This is a genomic window from Paracoccus liaowanqingii, assembly GCF_004683865.2.
Taxonomy (GTDB): domain Bacteria; phylum Pseudomonadota; class Alphaproteobacteria; order Rhodobacterales; family Rhodobacteraceae; genus Paracoccus; species Paracoccus liaowanqingii.
In genome coordinates, this window is record NZ_CP040763.1 from 243071 (window position 1) to 260425 (window position 17355).

General features: G+C 69.4%; 12 protein-coding genes and 2 pseudogenes. 7 read left to right on the top strand and 7 right to left on the bottom strand.

The annotated features are described in order from the left end of the window. The first annotated feature begins 12 nt into the window (after nt 1-12). From kdpA to E4191_RS20905, 7 genes and pseudogenes are all read left to right on the top strand, one after another. The gene (gene kdpA / locus E4191_RS20875) at nt 13-1716 is read left to right on the top strand and encodes a potassium-transporting ATPase subunit KdpA (RefSeq protein ID WP_139616263.1); all 1704 of its coding nucleotides are present in this window, start codon (nt 13-15) and stop codon (nt 1714-1716) included. Between the two features lie 10 nt (nt 1717-1726). Continuing rightward, nucleotides 1727-3766: a potassium-transporting ATPase subunit KdpB gene (kdpB, locus tag E4191_RS20880; protein ID WP_139616264.1), complete on the top strand. Its 2040-nt coding sequence runs from the start codon at nt 1727-1729 to the stop codon at nt 3764-3766. 10 nt (nt 3767-3776) lie between these two features. Then, nucleotides 3777-4369, top strand: a pseudogene (gene kdpC / locus E4191_RS20885) (potassium-transporting ATPase subunit KdpC). Nucleotides 4370-4372: 3 nt separating this feature from the next. Beyond that, entirely contained in the window at nt 4373-7054 is a 2682-nt protein-coding gene (locus E4191_RS20890) for a sensor histidine kinase (protein WP_139616265.1), read from the top strand. Next, a complete protein-coding gene (locus E4191_RS20895) occupies nt 7051-7746 on the top strand; it encodes a response regulator (protein ID WP_139616266.1) in 696 nt (231 codons plus the stop codon). Before E4191_RS20890 ends, E4191_RS20895 begins: the two co-directional genes overlap by 4 nt. Nucleotides 7747-8077: 331 nt before the next feature. Continuing rightward, nucleotides 8078-8716 carry a hypothetical protein gene (locus E4191_RS20900; RefSeq protein WP_139616267.1) on the top strand — a complete coding sequence of 213 codons (639 nt, stop codon included), beginning with the start codon at nt 8078-8080 and terminating at the stop codon, nt 8714-8716. Between the two features lie 365 nt (nt 8717-9081). Further along, complete coding sequence (locus E4191_RS20905) at nt 9082-9300, top strand: DUF3072 domain-containing protein (protein WP_135818854.1); 219 nt, start codon at nt 9082-9084, stop codon at nt 9298-9300. A 518-nt stretch (nt 9301-9818) separates the two neighbouring features. Here the strand turns inward: E4191_RS20905 and E4191_RS23940 are convergent. The 7 genes and pseudogenes from E4191_RS23940 to E4191_RS23945 form a co-directional block, all read right to left on the bottom strand. Then, nucleotides 9819-9995 carry a hypothetical protein gene (locus E4191_RS23940; RefSeq protein ID WP_176562834.1) on the bottom strand — a complete coding sequence of 59 codons (177 nt, stop codon included), beginning with the start codon at nt 9993-9995 and terminating at the stop codon, nt 9819-9821. A gap of 486 nt (nt 9996-10481) precedes the next feature. Continuing rightward, nucleotides 10482-11224, bottom strand: a pseudogene (locus E4191_RS20910) (EAL domain-containing protein). Nucleotides 11225-11378: 154 nt separating this feature from the next. Then, nucleotides 11379-14006: a DNA ligase D gene (ligD, locus tag E4191_RS20915; protein ID WP_139616268.1), complete on the bottom strand. Its 2628-nt coding sequence runs from the start codon at nt 14004-14006 to the stop codon at nt 11379-11381. Then, nucleotides 14006-14866 (bottom strand): non-homologous end joining protein Ku, encoded by an 861-nt coding sequence (gene ku, locus E4191_RS20920; RefSeq protein ID WP_139616269.1) that lies wholly within the window; start codon nt 14864-14866, stop codon nt 14006-14008. Before ku ends, ligD begins: the two co-directional genes overlap by 1 nt. Before the next feature lie 97 nt (nt 14867-14963). After that, a complete protein-coding gene (locus tag E4191_RS20925) occupies nt 14964-15827 on the bottom strand; it encodes an MBL fold metallo-hydrolase (protein WP_407947099.1) in 864 nt (287 codons plus the stop codon). A gap of 593 nt (nt 15828-16420) precedes the next feature. Further along, the gene (locus E4191_RS20930; protein ID WP_176562835.1) at nt 16421-16768 is read right to left on the bottom strand and encodes an HIRAN domain-containing protein; all 348 of its coding nucleotides are present in this window, start codon (nt 16766-16768) and stop codon (nt 16421-16423) included. 1 nt (nt 16769) lies between these two features. Then, nucleotides 16770-17018, bottom strand: coding sequence for a ferritin family protein (locus E4191_RS23945; RefSeq protein WP_176562836.1), 249 nt, complete (start codon nt 17016-17018; stop codon nt 16770-16772). Between the last annotated feature and the right edge of the window lie 337 nt (nt 17019-17355).

The following is a 17355-nucleotide window of genomic DNA, read 5'->3' on the forward strand; positions in this document are numbered from 1 at the left end:
TCGGGGGCAGGGATGTCACCCGATTATCTGGTCTTCGCCCTCTACGGCGCGGTGACGGTGGGTCTGGCCTGGCTGCTGGCGGGCTACATGCACCGGGTCTTCACCGGCCAGCGCGTCTGGTCGAGCCCGGCCATCGCGCCGCTCGAGCGCGCCGTCCTGGCCGCCGCCGGCACCGGCCCGGATCGGGTCCAGGGCTGGACGGGCTATGCCATGGCCGTGCTGGTCTTCAACCTTGCGGGCTTCCTGTTCCTCTATGCCGTGCTGCGGCTGCAGGGGATGCTTCCGGGCAACCTCGAGGGGATCGGCCCGATGTCGCCCGATCTGGCCTTCAACACGGCGGTCAGCTTCGTCACCAACACCAACTGGCAGGCCTATTCCGGCGAGGTGCAGCTGAGCTATCTGGCCCAGATGGTTGGGCTGACGGTGCAGAACTTCGTCTCGGCCGCCACCGGCATGGCCGTGGCCGTCGCGGTGATCCGCGGCTTTGTCGCCACGGGCACCGGCAAGCTGGGCCATTTCTGGGTCGATCTGACCCGCGCCGTCCTCTATGTGCTGCTGCCGCTGTCGATCCTGGCGGCCGTGGTGCTGATCTGGCAGGGCGTGCCGCAATCGCTTGGCGCCTTTGTGCGCGCCACCACGCTGGAGGGCGCACAACAGGTCATCGCGCAGGGCCCCGCCGCCAGCCAGATCGCCATCAAGCAGCTGGGCACCAATGGCGGCGGGTTCTTCGGCGTCACCTCGGCCCACCCGCTGGAGAATCCGACGATCCTGTCGAACATGATCCAGACGGTCTATATCCTGCTGATCCCGGTGGCGTTCTGTTTCCTCTTCGGCCGCATGGTCGGCGACCGCCGCCAGGGCTGGGCGATCTTTGCCACGATGGGCGTACTGTTCGTCGCGGGCTTGCTGCTGATCCACGCCCCCGAACAGGCGGGCAACCCGCTGCTGACCGAGGCCACCGGCATCACCGGCCCCAACCTGGAGGGCAAGGAGGTCCGCTTCGGCGCCACCCTTTCCGCGCTCTGGGCGCAGGCGACGACGGCGGCCTCGAACGGGTCGGTCAATGCGATGCATGACAGCTTCATGCCGATCTCCGGGCTGGTCATGATGCTGAACATGCAGGTGGGCGAGGTCATCTTCGGCGGCGCCGGCGCGGGGTTCTACGGCATGCTGCTGTATGTGGTGCTGGCGGTGTTCCTGGCCGGGCTGATGGTCGGGCGCACGCCCGAATACCTGGGCAAGAAGATCGAGGGGCGCGAGGTCACGCTGGCCGTGCTGGCTTTCCTGTCGATGCCGGTGGGCATCCTGGTCTTCGGCGCATTGGCCGCCACGGTGCCCTCGGCATTGAGCGCGGTGCAGGACGCCGGTCCGCATGGCCTGTCCGAGATCCTCTATGCCTACAGTTCCGCCACCGGCAACAACGGCTCGGCCTTTGGCGGCTACGGGGCGGCGGCGCCGTTCCACACCACGCTGCAGGGCATCGCCATGCTGCTGGGCCGCTATGCGATCATCATCCCGATGCTGGCGGTGGCGGGCGCGCTGTCGGCCAAGACCCCGGCGCAGGCCACGGCGGGCACGTTTCCCACGCATGGCCCGCTGTTCGTGCTGCTGCTGACCCTCACCGTGCTGATCCTGGGCGCGCTGACCTTCTTTCCGGCCCTGGTCCTGAGCCCCATCGCCGAGCATGTGTCGATGCTGGGCGGGCAACGTTTCTGAAGGCTTTCCCATGTCCAAGCAATCCCTTCCCGTGCCGTCGATGACGGCGCTGGCCCCGGCGGCGGCGCGACAGGCGCTGGCCAAGCTGGCGCCCCGCGCGCTGCTGCGCAATCCGGTGATCTTCGCCACCGCCGTGGTGGCGGCGATGGTCACCCTCCTGGGCCTGCGCGATCTGGCGACCGGCGTGCCGGGCGCCGGGGCGGCCGTGCAGATCGCCGTCTGGCTGTGGGCCGCGGTCCTCATCTCGAACTTCGCCGAGGCCTCGGCCGAGGGGCGGGGCCGCGCCCGCGCCGACAGCCTGCGCGCCACCAAGACCGACACCATGGTCCGCGTGCTGGCCAGCCCCGACAGCGCGCATGACAGCGCCACGATGGTCTCGTCCGCCACGTTGAAGCAGGGCCAGATCCTGCTGGTGGTGGCGGGCGACATCATCCCGGCGGATGCGGACGTGGTCCAGGGCGTCGCGTCCGTTGATGAAAGCGCCATCACCGGGGAAAGCGCGCCGGTGATCCGCGAATCCGGTGGCGATTTCAGCTCGGTCACCGGCGGCACGCGGATCGTGTCCGACTGGCTGGTACTGCGCGTCACCGCCGAGCCGGGGCGCAGCTTTCTCGACCGCATGATCGCGCTGGTCGAGGGCGCCGAACGTGCAAAGACCCCGAACGAGATCGCGCTGAACATCCTGCTGGCGGGACTGACGCTGATCTTCCTGCTGGTCGTGGTCACGCTGGAGCCCTTCGCCCGCTATTCCGGCACCTCGATCCCGGTGGTCTTCCTGGCGGCGCTGTTCGTGACGCTGATCCCCACCACCATCGGCGGGCTTCTGTCGGCGATCGGCATCGCCGGCATGGACCGGCTGGCCCGCGCCAATGTGGTCGCCAAGTCGGGCAGGGCGGTCGAGGCCGCGGGCGACGTGGACGTGCTGCTGCTGGACAAGACCGGCACCATCACCTTCGGCAACCGCATGGCCGATGCGCTGATCCAGGCGCAGGGCGTCAGCGACGCCGATCTGGCCCGCGCCGCCCTGGCCGCCAGCCGCGCCGACGACACGCCCGAGGGCAAGTCCATCGTCGAGCTGGCCCGCAAGCGGCCCGGCGCGGATGCCGCCATGGCGGATGTGGCGGAGGCCATCGCGTTTTCCGCCCAGACCCGGTTGTCGGGCGCGGACCTGATCGATGGCACTCAACTGCGCAAGGGATCGGTCGATGCTATTTTGCGCCAGACCGGGGCCGCGATGGATGCAGGCCTTGCGGCATCCGTCGATCAGATCGCGCGCTCGGGCGGCACGCCGCTACTGGTGTCGCAAGGCACCCGCATCATGGGGGCGGTGCATCTCAAGGACATCATCAAGCCCGGCGTGCGCGACCGCTTTGCCGAGCTGCGCGCCATGGGCATCCGCACGGTGATGATCACCGGCGACAACCCCCTGACCGCCGCCGCCATCGCCGCCGAGGCAGGCGTCGATGATTTCCTGGCCGAAGCCACGCCCGAGGCCAAGCTGGCGCTGATCCGCGCCGAGCAGGCCAAGGGCCAGCTGGTCGCCATGTGCGGGGACGGTTCGAACGACGCGCCCGCGCTGGCGCAGGCCGATGTCGGGGTGGCGATGAACTCGGGCACCTCGGCGGCCAAGGAGGCCGCGAACCTGATCGATCTGGACAGCGACCCGACCAAGCTGATCGAGGTCGTGCTGGTCGGCAAGCAGCTGCTGATCAGCCGGGGCGCGCTGACAACCTTCAGCATCGCCAATGACGTGGCCAAGTATTTCGCCATCCTGCCCGCGCTGTTCATCGCGGCCTATCCCGGGCTGGCGGTGCTGAACGTGATGGGACTGGAAAGCGCCTCCAGCGCGATCCTGTCGGCGGTGATCTTCAACGCGCTGGTCATCCTAGCGCTGACCCCGCTGGCGCTGCGGGGGGTGAAATACGCGCCCTCCAGCGCTGCCGCGCTGCTGCGGCGCAACCTGACGATCTATGGCCTCGGCGGCCTGATCGTTCCCTTTCTGGGCATCAAGGTCATCGACATGGCCGTGACCGCCCTGGGCCTGGTGTAAGAGGAACCCCATGCAAGACCATATCCGTCCCGCCCTTGTCACCCTTGGCCTGATGATCGGGCTGACCGGGCTCTGGCCTATCCGCTGGCCATGACCGGGCTGGGCCAGGCGCTGATGCCCGCACAGGCCAATGCCAGCCTGATCACCCGCGACGGCCAGATCGTCGGATCCGAGCTGGTGGGTCAGGCCTTTGCCGCGCCCGGCTATCTGCACCCGCGCCCCTGGGCGGTCGAGTACGACGCGGCGGCGGCGGGGGCCTCCAACCTGGGTCCGACCAGCGCCCCGATGCTGGCCGAACAGACCGCACGCGCCACCGCCTACCGGGCGGAGAACGGCACGGACGCCGTGCCCGTCGATGCCGTCACCGCCTCGGCCAGTGGCCTCGACCCCCATGTCTCGCCCCAGAACGCCCTCGCTCAGGCACAACGGATCGCCGCGGCGCGCGGCGTCCCGGTGGCCGAGGTCCGGGCGCTGATCGACGCGCAGCTTGAGCCGCGCTGGCTGGGCCTGTTCGGAGAGGCGCGCGTGAACGTGCTGCTGGTCAATCTGGCCCTTGACGCGGCCCTGCCGCAGGCCGCCACTGGCCCGGCAACCGAAGGCTGACCCATGACGCTGACCGACCTGCGCCCCGAACCCGACGCGCTGCTGGCGCAGGCCAGACGCGAGGGGCGCGGGCGGCTGAAGATTTTCCTCGGCGCCGCCCCCGGCGTCGGCAAGACATTCGCCATGCTGGAGGCCGCCCGCCGGCTGCACGCCGATGGTGCGGACGTGGTGGCGGCCGTGGTCGAGACGCATGGCCGCGCCGAGACCGAGGCCCTGCTGCAGGGTCTGGACCTTCTGCCCAAGCGGGCGCAGTTCTATCGCGACCGCATCCTGCACGAGATGGATCTGGACGCGCTGCTGGCCCGGCGTCCGCAGCTGGCCCTGATCGACGAGCTGGCCCACGGCAACATCCCGGGCAGCCGCCACGACAAGCGCTGGCAGGATGTCGAGGAGGTGCTGGCCGCCGGCATCGACGTGCTGACCACGATGAACGTCCAGCATCTGGAGACGCTGAACGACCGCGTTGCGCGCATCTCGGGCGTCCGCGTGCGCGAGACGGTGCCCGACGCCGTGCTCGACCGCGCCGATGAGGTGGAGCTGGTCGATCTGCCGACCGAAGAGCTGATCGCGCGGCTGCGCGCGGGCAAGGTCTATGTCCAGGATCAGATCGCGCGGGCGGTGCAGAACTTCTTTTCCAAGGGCAACCTGACCGCTCTGCGCGAGATGGCCATGCGGGCCGCCGCCGACCGGGTGGATGCGCAGTTGCAGGAGCACATGCGCGCCCACGCCATCGGAGGGCCGTGGCCCGCGCAGGAGCGTATCCTGGTCGCGCTGACCGAAAGCCCGGTGTCGCGCACCCTGGTCAGCACCGCCAAGCGGATGGCGGATCGCGCGCGGGTGGACTGGATCGCGGTGACGGTCACGTCGACCGGGTCCGCGGGGCTGCCCGAAGCGGATCACGACGCCCTGGCGCAGGCCCTGCGCCTGGCGGACCGGTTGGGCGCCGAGGTCGCCACCCTGCATGCCGCGGGACCGGTCACCGACGAGATCCTGGACTATGCCCGGCGGCGCAATGTCAGCCGCATCCTTCTGGGCCGCGCCCGCCCCCGGCCGTGGTTGCGCCGCATCGGCCGCGAGGATGTCGCCCGCGCCGTCACCGCCCAGGGCCGGGATTTCGAGGTGACGGTCGTCTCGGACCCCGACCGGGGCCGCAGCCCCGCGCCGATCCGGGTCTGGTCGGTGAACCGCGACCCGCGCGCCTATGGCAAGGCCACGCTGACGGTCATCGCGGCGGGCCTGCTGGCCCTGGCCTCGGACCGGATCTTTCCGGTCACCTCTCTGTCGCTGATCTTCATGACCGGGGTCATCGTGGTGGCCGTGCAGCAGGGGCTGTGGCCGTCGCTCTATGCGTCCTTCCTCAGCTTCCTGACCTACAACTTCTTCTTCACCGATCCGCGCAACACGTTCTTCGTGATCCGGCAGGACCAGATCATGACGCTGGTGCTGTTCCTGGTGGCCTCGGTGCTGACCGGCAACCTGGCCGCGCGCCTGCGCGACCGTGCCTTGGCGCAGCGCGACATCGCGATGCGCACCAACCTGCTCTATGATTTCGCGCGCCAGGTCGCGGGGGCGGGCTCGTCGGTCGCGGTGCTGGACGCGGCCACCAGCCATGTCAGCGCCGCCCTGGGCTGCGAGACGGTGCTGATGCGTCCCGGCCGCCCCGGCCGCCCGGTGATCGAGGCCGCCGAACCCGCACGCGAGACGCTGGACCTGCGCGACGCCTCGGCGGCCGATTATGCCTGGACGCATGGCGAGGAGGCCGGGCGCGGCTCGGGCACCTTGCCCGCCAGCCGCTGGCTGTTCGTGCCCGTGGGCAAGGGGGACCGACGGCTGGCGGTGGTGGGCATCGCCTATCCCGACGCGCGCAGCCTTGCCCCGATGGACCGCCGCCTGCTGGACGCGATGACCGACCAGATCGGGGTGGCGCTGGAACGCATCGCGCTTCAGGGCGATCTGGAACAGGCGCTGGTCACCTCCGAGGCGGAACGCCTGCGCGCGGCGCTGCTCTCCTCGGTCAGCCACGACCTGCGCACGCCGCTGGTCTCGATCATCGGGGCCGCGTCGTCTTTGGCCGACCCGACGCTGGAGCTGTCGGTCCCCGCACGCAGCACCATGGCCGAGACGATCCGGGACGAGGGCGAGCGGCTGGACCGCTACATCCAGAACCTGCTGGACATGACCCGGCTTGGCCACGGCGCGCTGGTGCCCAAGCGTGTCGCGGCGGATCTGAGAGAGATTGCCGGCAGCGCCCGCCACCGCCTGCGCGGCGCGCTGCGCGATCATCGGGTCGAGGTCAGCGTGCCGGAGGACCTGCCCCCGGTGTCGGTCGATCCGCTGCTGATCGAACAGGTGGTCATGAACCTTCTGGACAATGCCGCCAAATATGCGCCCGACGGCAGCGCGATCCATGTCTCGGCGCGGGCCGGGGCCGGATGGGCCGAGCTGTCGGTCAGCGATGACGGTCCAGGCATTCCGGCCCCCGCGCGCGAGAAGGTCTTCGACATGTTCTATCGCGTGGCCGAAGGCGACGGGCAGCGCGCCGGCACCGGCCTTGGCCTTGCCATCGCGCGCGGCATCGTCGAGGCTCATGGCGGGCGGATCGCGGCCCATGCGGCCAAGGCCGACGGCCGCGGGACGCGCATCACCCTGACCCTGCCCCTGTCGGCGCCGGACCTGCCCTCATGACCACGCCCTCTGCCCGCATCCTGATCATCGACGACGAGGCCCCGATCCGCCGCTTCCTGCGCGTCGCGCTGGAGGCCGAGGGCCATCACGTGACCGAGGCCGCCTCGGGCCGTGCCGGGATCGAGGCCGCCGCCCTGACCACGCCCGAGGCGGTGATCCTGGATCTGGGCCTTCCCGACATGGACGGGCGGGCCGTGCTGGAACGGCTGCGCGACTGGTCGCAGGTGCCGGTGCTGGTGCTGTCCGTGCGCGCAAGCGAAACCGAAAAGGTGGCGCTTCTGGACGCCGGCGCGCAGGATTACGTGACCAAGCCCTTCAGCATCGGCGAGCTGCTGGCCCGGCTGCGCAGCCTTCTGCGCGACCGGTCCGCCGCCGCGCCCCAAGGCGCCGTCCTGCGCGTCGCGGATCTGGTCATCGATGCGGGCAATCGCAGCGTCCTGAAGGCCGGTGTGGCTGTCCATCTGACCCGCAAGGAGTTCGACCTGCTCTGGCTTCTGGCGTCCCATGCCGGCCGGCTGGTGACGCAGGGAATGGCCCTGGCCCATGTCTGGGGTCCCGCTCACCTGGAGGACAGCCAGTACCTGCGCGTCTTCATCCGGCAGCTGCGGGCCAAGATCGGCGACGACGCCGGCAACCCGCGCTACATCTTCACCGAAGCCGGTGTCGGCTACAGGTTCAGGGAGCCGACATAGGTCGTCCCGATCTGTCCGGGTGGCGCCGGGATGACGTCCTGAAGCGGCAAGGACTGCGCAGGCATCGCGATTGCGGGAAATCCATCCGGGCCGGATCGCAGGGCCACTTGGGCAAAGCGGTTCCCCGACCGCGCGGCGGCACAGGTCTTTCCGCACCCTTTCGAAGCCGCGCCCCCCACCGAACGTCGGCAAGTTTCTGCCGCCTTGCAGGAATGAACTAAACTTGACGTGACACATGGGCCCAGACCGTTATGGATCTGGCACTTCCCCATCCATCGTCGCGGAAGATCGGGTCTGCCGGATCGCCGCGCATCGAAAGAAGGCCCGCGCCATGACGCATCGCTGCAGCCATCTGAAGGCCCGTCTCGGGGCGCTGTCCCTGATCGCCTGCCTGGTCGCGACGCAGGCGGGCGCCCAGCAGGGGGGGCTTCCGGACGCGCAGGACATCTGGCGGCATCTGCCTCCGCTGCCGGGCCAGGCCGCGGCACCGGCGCCCGAACCCGCGCCGGCCCCCGAACTTGCCCCCGAACCCGCCCCGGCCCCCCGGCCCGCGCCGGCGGCCCCGGCTCCGGTCCCGGTTGCACCGCCGCCAAGCGCACCGGTGGCCGCCGCTCCGCCAAGCTCGCCGGTCGCCCCGGTTCCGCAGACCCTTCCCCAGACCGTCGCGCCGGGGTTTTCCCGCACCCTGGCTCAGGCGCGGGTCGTGATCCATTACCCCGAGGGCCGCGGCTACGCGCGGTCCGAGGAGCTGGTGCGCCTTCTGCGCGCCGTGGGGACCGCCGAGGTCGAGACCCGTCCGGTCCGCTATGCCGTCGACCGTCAGAGCATCCGCTATTTCCACGCGGCCGATCGCGAGGTGACGGGCACGATCAGCGATCTGGTCGGCGGCGGCGGACGAGCGACCGTGTCCGACTTCACCTTCTTCCGCCCCTCGCCCAGGGACGGAACGATCGAGGTCTGGCTGCCGTGAAGGGATGAGGATTCTTCGGGGGGCGGCAGTGCTGCTGACCTCCCCGATGGTGGTCCCGGCCTTGACGCTGCCGTCCGGACTTACGACTGACCGGAGGCAGCGCAGATCCGTGTTCAGGCATGAACGCTCGACGGTGCAAGCCGGGAACAGAGGATCGCGCGCGGGCTGACACGGGTGAGGCAGTCCTAGAGTTGCGAGGATCGGAAATCAGTCCCGGCCGCTTCCCCGCTTCCCCGCTTGACTGCCTCGTTGCGATGCGACCTTGGGGACGGGTGCGACTTCACTGCCTGTGCCCCGAATGGCCGGGAACGGAACCGGAACGCCTTGTCCGAGTTCATTATGCAATCTCATGAAAGGCAGTTCCCATGGACGATACAAACCCGAAATCCAATCCCGTCGACAATGCCGAGAAGGACCCGGAAAGCTGGGTCAGCGGAGACGATCCGATGACCGGCGCGCAGGCGTCCTACCTGAAGACCCTGAGTGAACAGGCGCACGAGCCGGATGCCTTCGACGACGCCATCAGCAAGGCCGAAGCCTCCAAGCGGATCGATGCCTTGAAGGCCAAGCTGGAATTGGAATGACAAGAGCGGCGGCTTCCTGATCGGAAGCCGCCGCTGATCTTTGAGCGTGTCTTTCGTCTTGGGTTCCGGGCACCGATGGCGTGTCCGGAACTCACGTTTTCATCCTGAACAGAGAGTTGCAAAATGACTTGGTCGGGCGACCCGGTGCGTCTCAACCAGTGCGCATAGAACCCATTGACACGGTTCTGATCCGCGCATTTTGGTGGATGATGATCGCTGCCTTCGCTCGTCGACGTCATGTCAACGAGCGCGAATACCATCTGCGGTGACTTAGGTTGCGCCCGCTGGTCAAAGCTGCGGGGCATCAGAGGGCCAAGGCACCGCCGGCACGGCAAAAGGAGGGGGCCGCGCGTCCGGCTCTATGTTCTGCCGGACAAGCACTTGACGGCCGCCTGCCCAATAACTCGACAATTTCCGTAAGGTAACACATAAAAGCGTCACACTCTGCTTGTATGAGGCTTGAGCGGTAACGGGAACGTGCTAATTGCATTTTCCTGCGGTCATTGATGGTGAATTTTTCATAAGAACTGTTCTGGAATATGAAAGCTCACAAGATGACGATAATTGACGATTGCCTTGTCATGTTTCTGCTGCACGCCTACCAAGGAAACGAGAAGTGCTCCTCCGAGGGGTGCAATGCCAAGATCGGCGAAATTTTCAGCCAGACATTCAACCGCTTGATGGCGCCAGAGCATCTGTGCAGTCCGCTTCCGGAGGGAAGCGACTGATCCCTTCACGGCCCCCGATCATGCTGCCGCATGATTTGGGGTCAGGAATAATCTCCAGGGTGGGCGCAGTTATCAATCAAGAATCTTTATAGGCTTGCTTGAAAGAGGCGGTGGTATGGAGATGAACCCTCATGCCGCGCGCCTCCGTCTCGTCGCACGTTTGAAGCTGATGTTCCTGCAGTCTCCCCAAGTCAGTTCGACCAAAGTATTTCATGGTGCGCAGGGACGCTGCTGGTGGTGACGTCACCAATCTTCTGGGTCTCGCGACGGCCCGCTGCCCTGTGCGGCTTGCCGTTCCGGGCGCGTCCTAGATCAGGCCTCGGGCCGTTAGGCGACGAGCTTGAAGTCCGGATCCCCGCCCACGCCCCCTCACGCCGACGGCGGTCCCGGCTGCTGAACAGCACTAATGTACGCCGCGCGAGGTGGCCGGCTGACCGGCAGCGCAAGGGCCGGTCAGGCGGGGAAAGGGTCGCCGAAGCCCTCGAAGACCGGGCGCGACAGCAGGAAGCCCTGCAGCAGGTCGACGCCCAGATCGCGCAGCACGTCGAACTCGGCCGGGGTCTCGATGCCCTCGCAGATGACGGTGATGTCGAGGTCGCGAAACAGCCCGACGAGGTTCGTGACGATGGCGCGGCGCACTGGATCGTGGTCGATGCCCCGGATCAGTGCCATGTCCAGCTTGACGATGTCGGGCTGGAATTCGGACAGCAGCCCCAGATTGGCGTAGCCCGCGCCGAAATCGTCGATCGCGGTCTTGAAGCCGATGCCGCGATAGGTGTGCAGGATGTTCAGCACATGGGCCGTGTCCAGCTGTTCGGATTCGGTGAACTCGAAGATGATCCGCTCGGGGGCAGGCCGAAGCGCTCGGCGGCGATCAGGGTCTGGCGGATGCAGGCGCGCGGCTCGTAGACCGCGTTGGGCATGAAGTTGATCGACAGCAGGGCCGAGCCGTCGGTCAGGTTCAGCCCCGCCGCCAGCTCGATCGCCTTGGAGCGGCACTGCTGGTCGAAGGCATAGCGGTTCGCCTCGGTCACCTGCGACAGCACGCTCTGGGCGCCCTCCGCATTCGGGCCGCGCACCAGCGCCTCATGCGCGAAGATGCGCGAGGCGCCGACATCGACGATCGGCTGGAAGGCCATGGAGAAGGGCAGCGCGAAGGCTGTCCCGTCCTTGCAGCCGTGGCACGTGCTGGGCATGGCAGGGGACTTTCGCGTTGGGGGAGGAGGGTGCGGATCGGCGATTGTGAACAGATCAATTTACACTGTCTGCAAATCAGACCCCGATCAAGCCTAAATAGCGCAGACAAATCCATCAGGCGCATTGAGGGGTCTGCCGGTTCGCCAAGCCCGCTTATCCGGCACGAGGGCAACCGCAGATTCCGCCTCTGATGCATTCTGCTGCAAGCCACCGCAGGCGTCGTGACATCTTCGTGCGCACCAAGGTGGCAGGCTGCGACGGGCGGCAGGTCCAAGGCCCCGACGACACCACCCTGCCGGGCGAAGGGTGATGCCGGGGCGTTCCCTTTCCATGGCACGTCCGAAAGGCGGGCCGGATCGCCTCAGCCCCCCGCGTCAGCGCATCCTCCAGCGCCTCTATCACGCGCGCCGTCAGCCCCTGCGGGTCGGGCGGGGCGGTGTCGGCCCAACCCCGGTCCAGCGCGGCCTCGGTCGAGAAGGCCGAGGCCTTGCGGATCCGCGCCAGCTCGTCCCAGCTGACCGGGCAGGCGACCGGGGCGCCGGGGCGGGCGCGGACCGAGAAGGGGGCGATGGCGGTGGCGCCGCGTTCGTTGCGCAGCCAGTCGATGAAGATGCGGCCCTTGCGGCGGGCCTTGGACATCTCGGCGGTGAAGCGCTTGGGTTCGGACTGCGCCGCCAGCAGGGCGACGCCCCGGCTGAACAGCCGCACGGTGTCCCACCCGGCATGGCGGCGCAGCGGCACGACGATGTGGATGCCCTTGCCGCCCGACAGCATCGCCCATGACGCCAGACCCAGAGCCTCCAGCCTGTCGCGCAGGTCCAGCGCGGCGCGGCGGGTGGCGGCGAAGCCCAGCCCCTCGTCGGGGTCCAGGTCGAAGACCAGGCGGTCGGGCCGGTCCAGCCGGTCGCGCCGCGCGCCCCAGATGTGGAACTCGACCGTGCCCATCTGCACCGCGCCGACGATCCCCGCCGCATCAGTGGCATAGGCATGGGGGCTGGTCTCGCCCGCGCTGTCCGCGATCTGCTGGATCCTCAGCGCATCGGGAAAGCCCTTGCCGGGGTGCTTCTGGAAGAACCGCTCGCCCGCCATGCCCTCGGGCAGGCGCAGCAGGGACAGGGGGCGGTCGGCCAGTTCGGGCAGCATCAGGGGGGCCGCGGCGGCGTAGTAGTCGGCCAGCCCGGCCTTGGTCAGGCGGGGCTTGTCGAAGATCACCCGGTTGGCGCTGCTGATCGCGATCCCGGCGGTGATGGGGCGGTCCTTTTGGGCCTGCACCGGGGGGCAGGGCTCGGACGGCGGGTCGGCGCGCAGGCCCAGGAAGACGGCATGGCGCAGGCGGCCTTGGGCGGTCGTCTCGGCATAATCGACCTCGATGCGCAGCTCGGGCGCGATCCAGGTCACGCCCGCCGCCTCGCGGCGCGGGACCTCCACGGGGGCGGCCTTGCGCACCAGCGGCGCCATGCGGCGGGCCAGATCGGCCATCGCCTCGGCATCGAAGCCGGTGCCGACCTTGCCCAGATAGGCCAGCGCGTCCCCCTGCCGGTCCGCCACGGCCAGCGAGGCGAAGGGCCGCCCCCGGCGGTCGCTGGCCTGCCAGCCGACGATCAGGAACTCGCCCCGCCGGCGGCACTTGATCTTGAGCCAGTCGCGGCTGCGCCCGCCGCGATAGGGGGCATCCACGCGCTTGGCGATCACCCCCTCGCCGCCCACGCCGCAGATCATCGCGAAGGCCTCGTCGGCTTGGCCGTGGATGATCGGCGACAGGGTCACCGCGCCCATCGGCGGCAGGGGGCGCAGCAGCTTTTCCAGCGCCTTGCGCCGCTTGGAGAGGGGCAGGGCGGTCAGGTCGCGCCCGTCCAGATGCAACAGGTCGAAGGCGACATAGCGGAACGGCCCGCCCGCCTTGATCGCATCCTGCAGGGTGCCGAAGCCCTGCAGGCCGCCGCCCGCGACGATCTCTCCGTCCAGAAGGGCGGCCTTGCAGGGCAGATCGCGCAGGGCGGGCAGCAGGTCGGCGAAGCGGTCGGTCCAGTCATGGCCCCCGCGCGTGAGGATGCGCGGCCCGCCCTGGCCCAGGGCCACCTGCGCGCGATAGCCGTCCAGCTTCAGCTCGTGCCAATGGGCACCGGCGTCGGCCAGGTCGTCGGTCAGCGTGGCCAGCTGGACCGGCTGGTGGCCGGGCAGGGCGCCCGGATGCGCGGGCAGGGCGGCGGGCTTGCCGGCCCGGATCGCCGCGAAGGTCCGCCCCGAGGCCACGCTGGTCCTGTGGTGCGCCACGGGGTCGCGCTGATGCGCGGCCTCGTCGTCGATCTTGACCAGCAGCCAGTTCTCGCGCTTGGCGTCCGACGCCTTGCGCCCCTTCATGCGGATCAGGTTCCAGTCGCCGGTCATCCTCTGGCCGTGCAGGCGGAACTTCAGGTGCCCCTTGGACAGGCCCCGCGCGGCGGGCTCCAAGGGCTGCCACCAGCCCAGATCCCACAGCATGACGGTGCCCGCGCCGTAATGGCCCTTGGGGATCAGCCCCTCGAAGGTCAGGTAGGACAGGGGATGATCCTCGGTCCGCACCGCCAGCCGCTTGTCGCCGGGGTCCAGCGACGGCCCCCGCGTCACCGCCCAGGACAGCAGCACGCCGCCCCATTCCAGCCGCAGATCCCAGTGCAGCCGCGTGGCGTCGTGGTTCTGCATGGAATAGCGCAGCCCAAGGCGCGAGGGCGTGCCATCGTCGGACGGCTCGGGCGTGGCGCCGAAGTCGCGCTTGTCCAGATAGGGGCCAAGGCCCGACATCAGGCGGATTTCGGCTTGGCGCGGGGCTTGCGGGCGGGCTTCTTCGCCGCCGCCTTGGGCTTGCCGCCGTCCTTCTTCAGGCTGTCCTTCAGCGCCGACATCAGATCCACCACGTTCCCGCCCGAGGGGCGCGCATCGTCCTCGTCGCCCGCCCTGGCGCGCGGGGTCTTGCGGTTCTTGCGCTTGGCCGCGATCAGGTCGCGCAGGGCCTTGTCATAGTGGTCCCTGAACGCCTCCGCGTCGAACGGCGATGACTTGCGCCGGATCAGCTGCGTGGCCACCTCCAGCAGGTCCGCGTCGCTGGCGCCGTCCTCGATCGAGGCGAACAGCGGCTCGGCCTCGCGGATCTCGTCCTCGTAGCGCAGCGTCTCCAGCAGCAGCCCGTCGCCGCAGGGACGGATCGCGCAGAGATATTCGCGGCCCCGCATGGTCAGCTGGCCAAGCGCGGTCTTCCTCTCGGCCCGCAGCGCGTCGCGGACGACGCGATAGGCATCCTCGGCCAGATCGTCGGTGGGCACGACGTAATAGGGCTTGTTGTAGTACAGCGGCGGGATCTCGGACTGGTCGACGAACTGCACCAGCTCCAGCGTCTTCTTGGTGTCCAGCTTGATCGCGTCGATCTCTTCGGGGTCCAGCAGCAGATAGTCGCCGCCCTCGACCTCGTAGCCCTTCAGGATGTCCTCGGCCTTGACCGGACCCAGCCCCGCCACGGTCTTCTGATAGCGCACCGGCTTGCCGGAGGGTCCGTGGATCTGCCGGAACGACACCCGCGCTCCCGATCTGGTCGCGGGATGCAGTTCCACCGGGATGGCGACAAGGGACAGGCGCAGCTGACCCTTCCAGACTGCGCGCGATGCCATGGCGATCTCCGGGGTTGCGGCGGTAGGGGTCAGACTGCACCGGACGCGGGGGCAACGCAATGCAGCGGGTGACGGGGCGGGCGATCCTTCCGCCCCATCATCGCAGGTGGCCGCGGCTGGCCCCTGCAAGGGACTGCGCGGCCTCCGGGGGCATGGCCACCTGTTCGAACTCGCGGGCGAGCCTGTCCAGCGCCTCGCGCATCTGCGGACCGCCTAGCGGCCGACCGTGCAGCGGTACCAGCGTCTCGGGCCGCAGCCGGGCGAGGCGGCGGACCGAGGCCGCCGCCGCGGGCCAGTCGGACGTGAAATAGGCGGGCGGGCCGTGCAGTTCGGGCGGCTGGACGAGCGCGGCATAGGCCCCCTCCTGTCGCGTGGTGATGATGGCATCGCCCGACAGCAGGGTCCGGTCGCGCGCCCGCCACAGCGCGACATGGCCCGGCGTGTGGCCCGGGCTGTGGATCCATTCCCAGTCCGCCAGACGGGGAATGCCGCCATCCTGGGCCAGGGGCCGCAGGCGCGCGCCCAGATCGACGGGCCTGCGCGGATAGAGGGGCGACAGCCGGGCCATCATGCCCCCCACGCCGGGATCGGGGGGCGGGTAGCTGCGCGTGCCGTCCAGATAGGGCAGCTCGTCCGGATGGGCGTAGACCGGCGCATCCCACCGGTCGGCCAGCTCCTGCAACGCGCCGACATGGTCGAAATGGCCGTGGGTCATGACGATGGCCGCAGGCCGCGCATGGGGGCCGAAGCGCGCGGCAGCCGCGGCGGCGATGCGCGACGCGGTGCCGGGCAGGCCCGCATCCAGCAGGATCCAGCCCCGGTCCCCGGCATCGGGCCGGCCCAGAAAGACCACGTTGACGATCCCCAGCCCCAGGCAGGCGATGTCCGCGCCGATCGCCGTCAGGGCCCCCGTCCGCTGCCCGGTCAGGGCGGTGCGGGCCACGGGGATCTGCGCCCCGATCCGGCGATCGCGATCATCGCTCAGCGCCGCCACCGCGACCGAGAAGGCGCCATAGGCCTGCATTCCCGCCCGCAGCCGCGGGTCCGGGACCGTCATCGACGCCATGCAGAAGCCCGCCCCCTGCGCGGCGTCGATCAGGCGGTGCGCCCTCATGCCGAGGGGCCTGTCCTGATCCGGGTGATAGCGCGTGAGCAGGCTGTAGCCCGCGACCGCCGCGCCCGCCGCATAGAAGCGCCGCCGCACATGGGGCCGGACGCCCCCGACAAGCTTCGGCAGAGCGATCAGGGCCAGCACGGAGATCGCGTCCAGAAGCGCATGGTGTCGCGGTGGGATCATGACAGGCACCTTTCGGGAAAAGGGCCTGCAAACCGTCACGGGCCGCGAATGTTCCCGCCGGGTGCACCCGATCCGGACCAGCTGTCGACAGAGGCACCGCCGCCCTGCGGCCGTTACCGGACTACGCCGCGATCCAGACGGGAACGCTCGCGGCGGTAAAGCGGCAGGGCAGTACGCTCCACGTCCGGACCGGCTGGCAGGCCATGCCGGCGCGACACGGTCAGGGTGCCGCCCCGAGGCCGGGCGGCACCCTTGCGTCACAGGTGCAGAAGGACCTGGATCCGCCCGGGCCCGGTGACGCGGGCCGAGGTCCGGGCGCCGTGATCCAGCAGCCGCGACAGCACCTCCGCCTGCCGGGGCGGCAGATAGCCGAGGCGCTGGCCCTCCTCGGTCTCCACGGCGACCGCCGCGGGGTCGAAATTCCAGTCATGGACCCGTCGCAGCAGCAGCGGCTGTCCCGCGACCTGCGCCCGGCTGTCGGGCACCGGATTGGCAAGGTACGTGTCCAGCACCTCGAGGGGCGCCGGACGGACCCGGCTTGCCAAGGCCGCCGAGGGGAGGGCCGCCGTCAGGGCCAGGCCAAGCATCATGCGCCGTTTCATCATCTCACCTCCGGCCCTGTCGCGGGTGCGCGGCGCCCGGATCGGACCGCATGTCGACATGGACGACCTCTGCGGGCGCCCTGTCCCTCGGCGGGCTGCGGAAGCGGAAGCTGCGCGCCTGAGCGGAAGACTGCAGCGCGGCGCGGATCTGGCCCTCGACGCCCGCGATGGCCGTCAGCAGGGCGGGTGCGCAGAGGGGGGCGAGCGTGTCGGTGCGGGCGGGGTATCGAGGCGTGCTGTCCATAGGAAACATGCGGTTCTCCATCGCTGAGACGCAGGTGCCGACACGGGCGACTGCCCCCGCCGGGTGACCGCGCTTAAGACAGGTCACCGGCGGTCCGAACCAGCGGGTCGGGCCTTTGTTCCGCGGCACCGGGCGGATCCGCCCGGTCGCCACGTCGCGCCTGGCCTGTCTGTTCGGACCGGCGTCCATGCCGGGAACATTTGCAGGCGCCAGCTGTTTGAAAGCCGCCATTACGGAAGCTCGACATGGGTGTCATGGACGTGGACAGCCTGACGACCCAAGACCCTGAGGGCCATCCTTCTGCCCGTGACCGCCCTAGGCCAACAGGGCATCCGACCGGATGCGC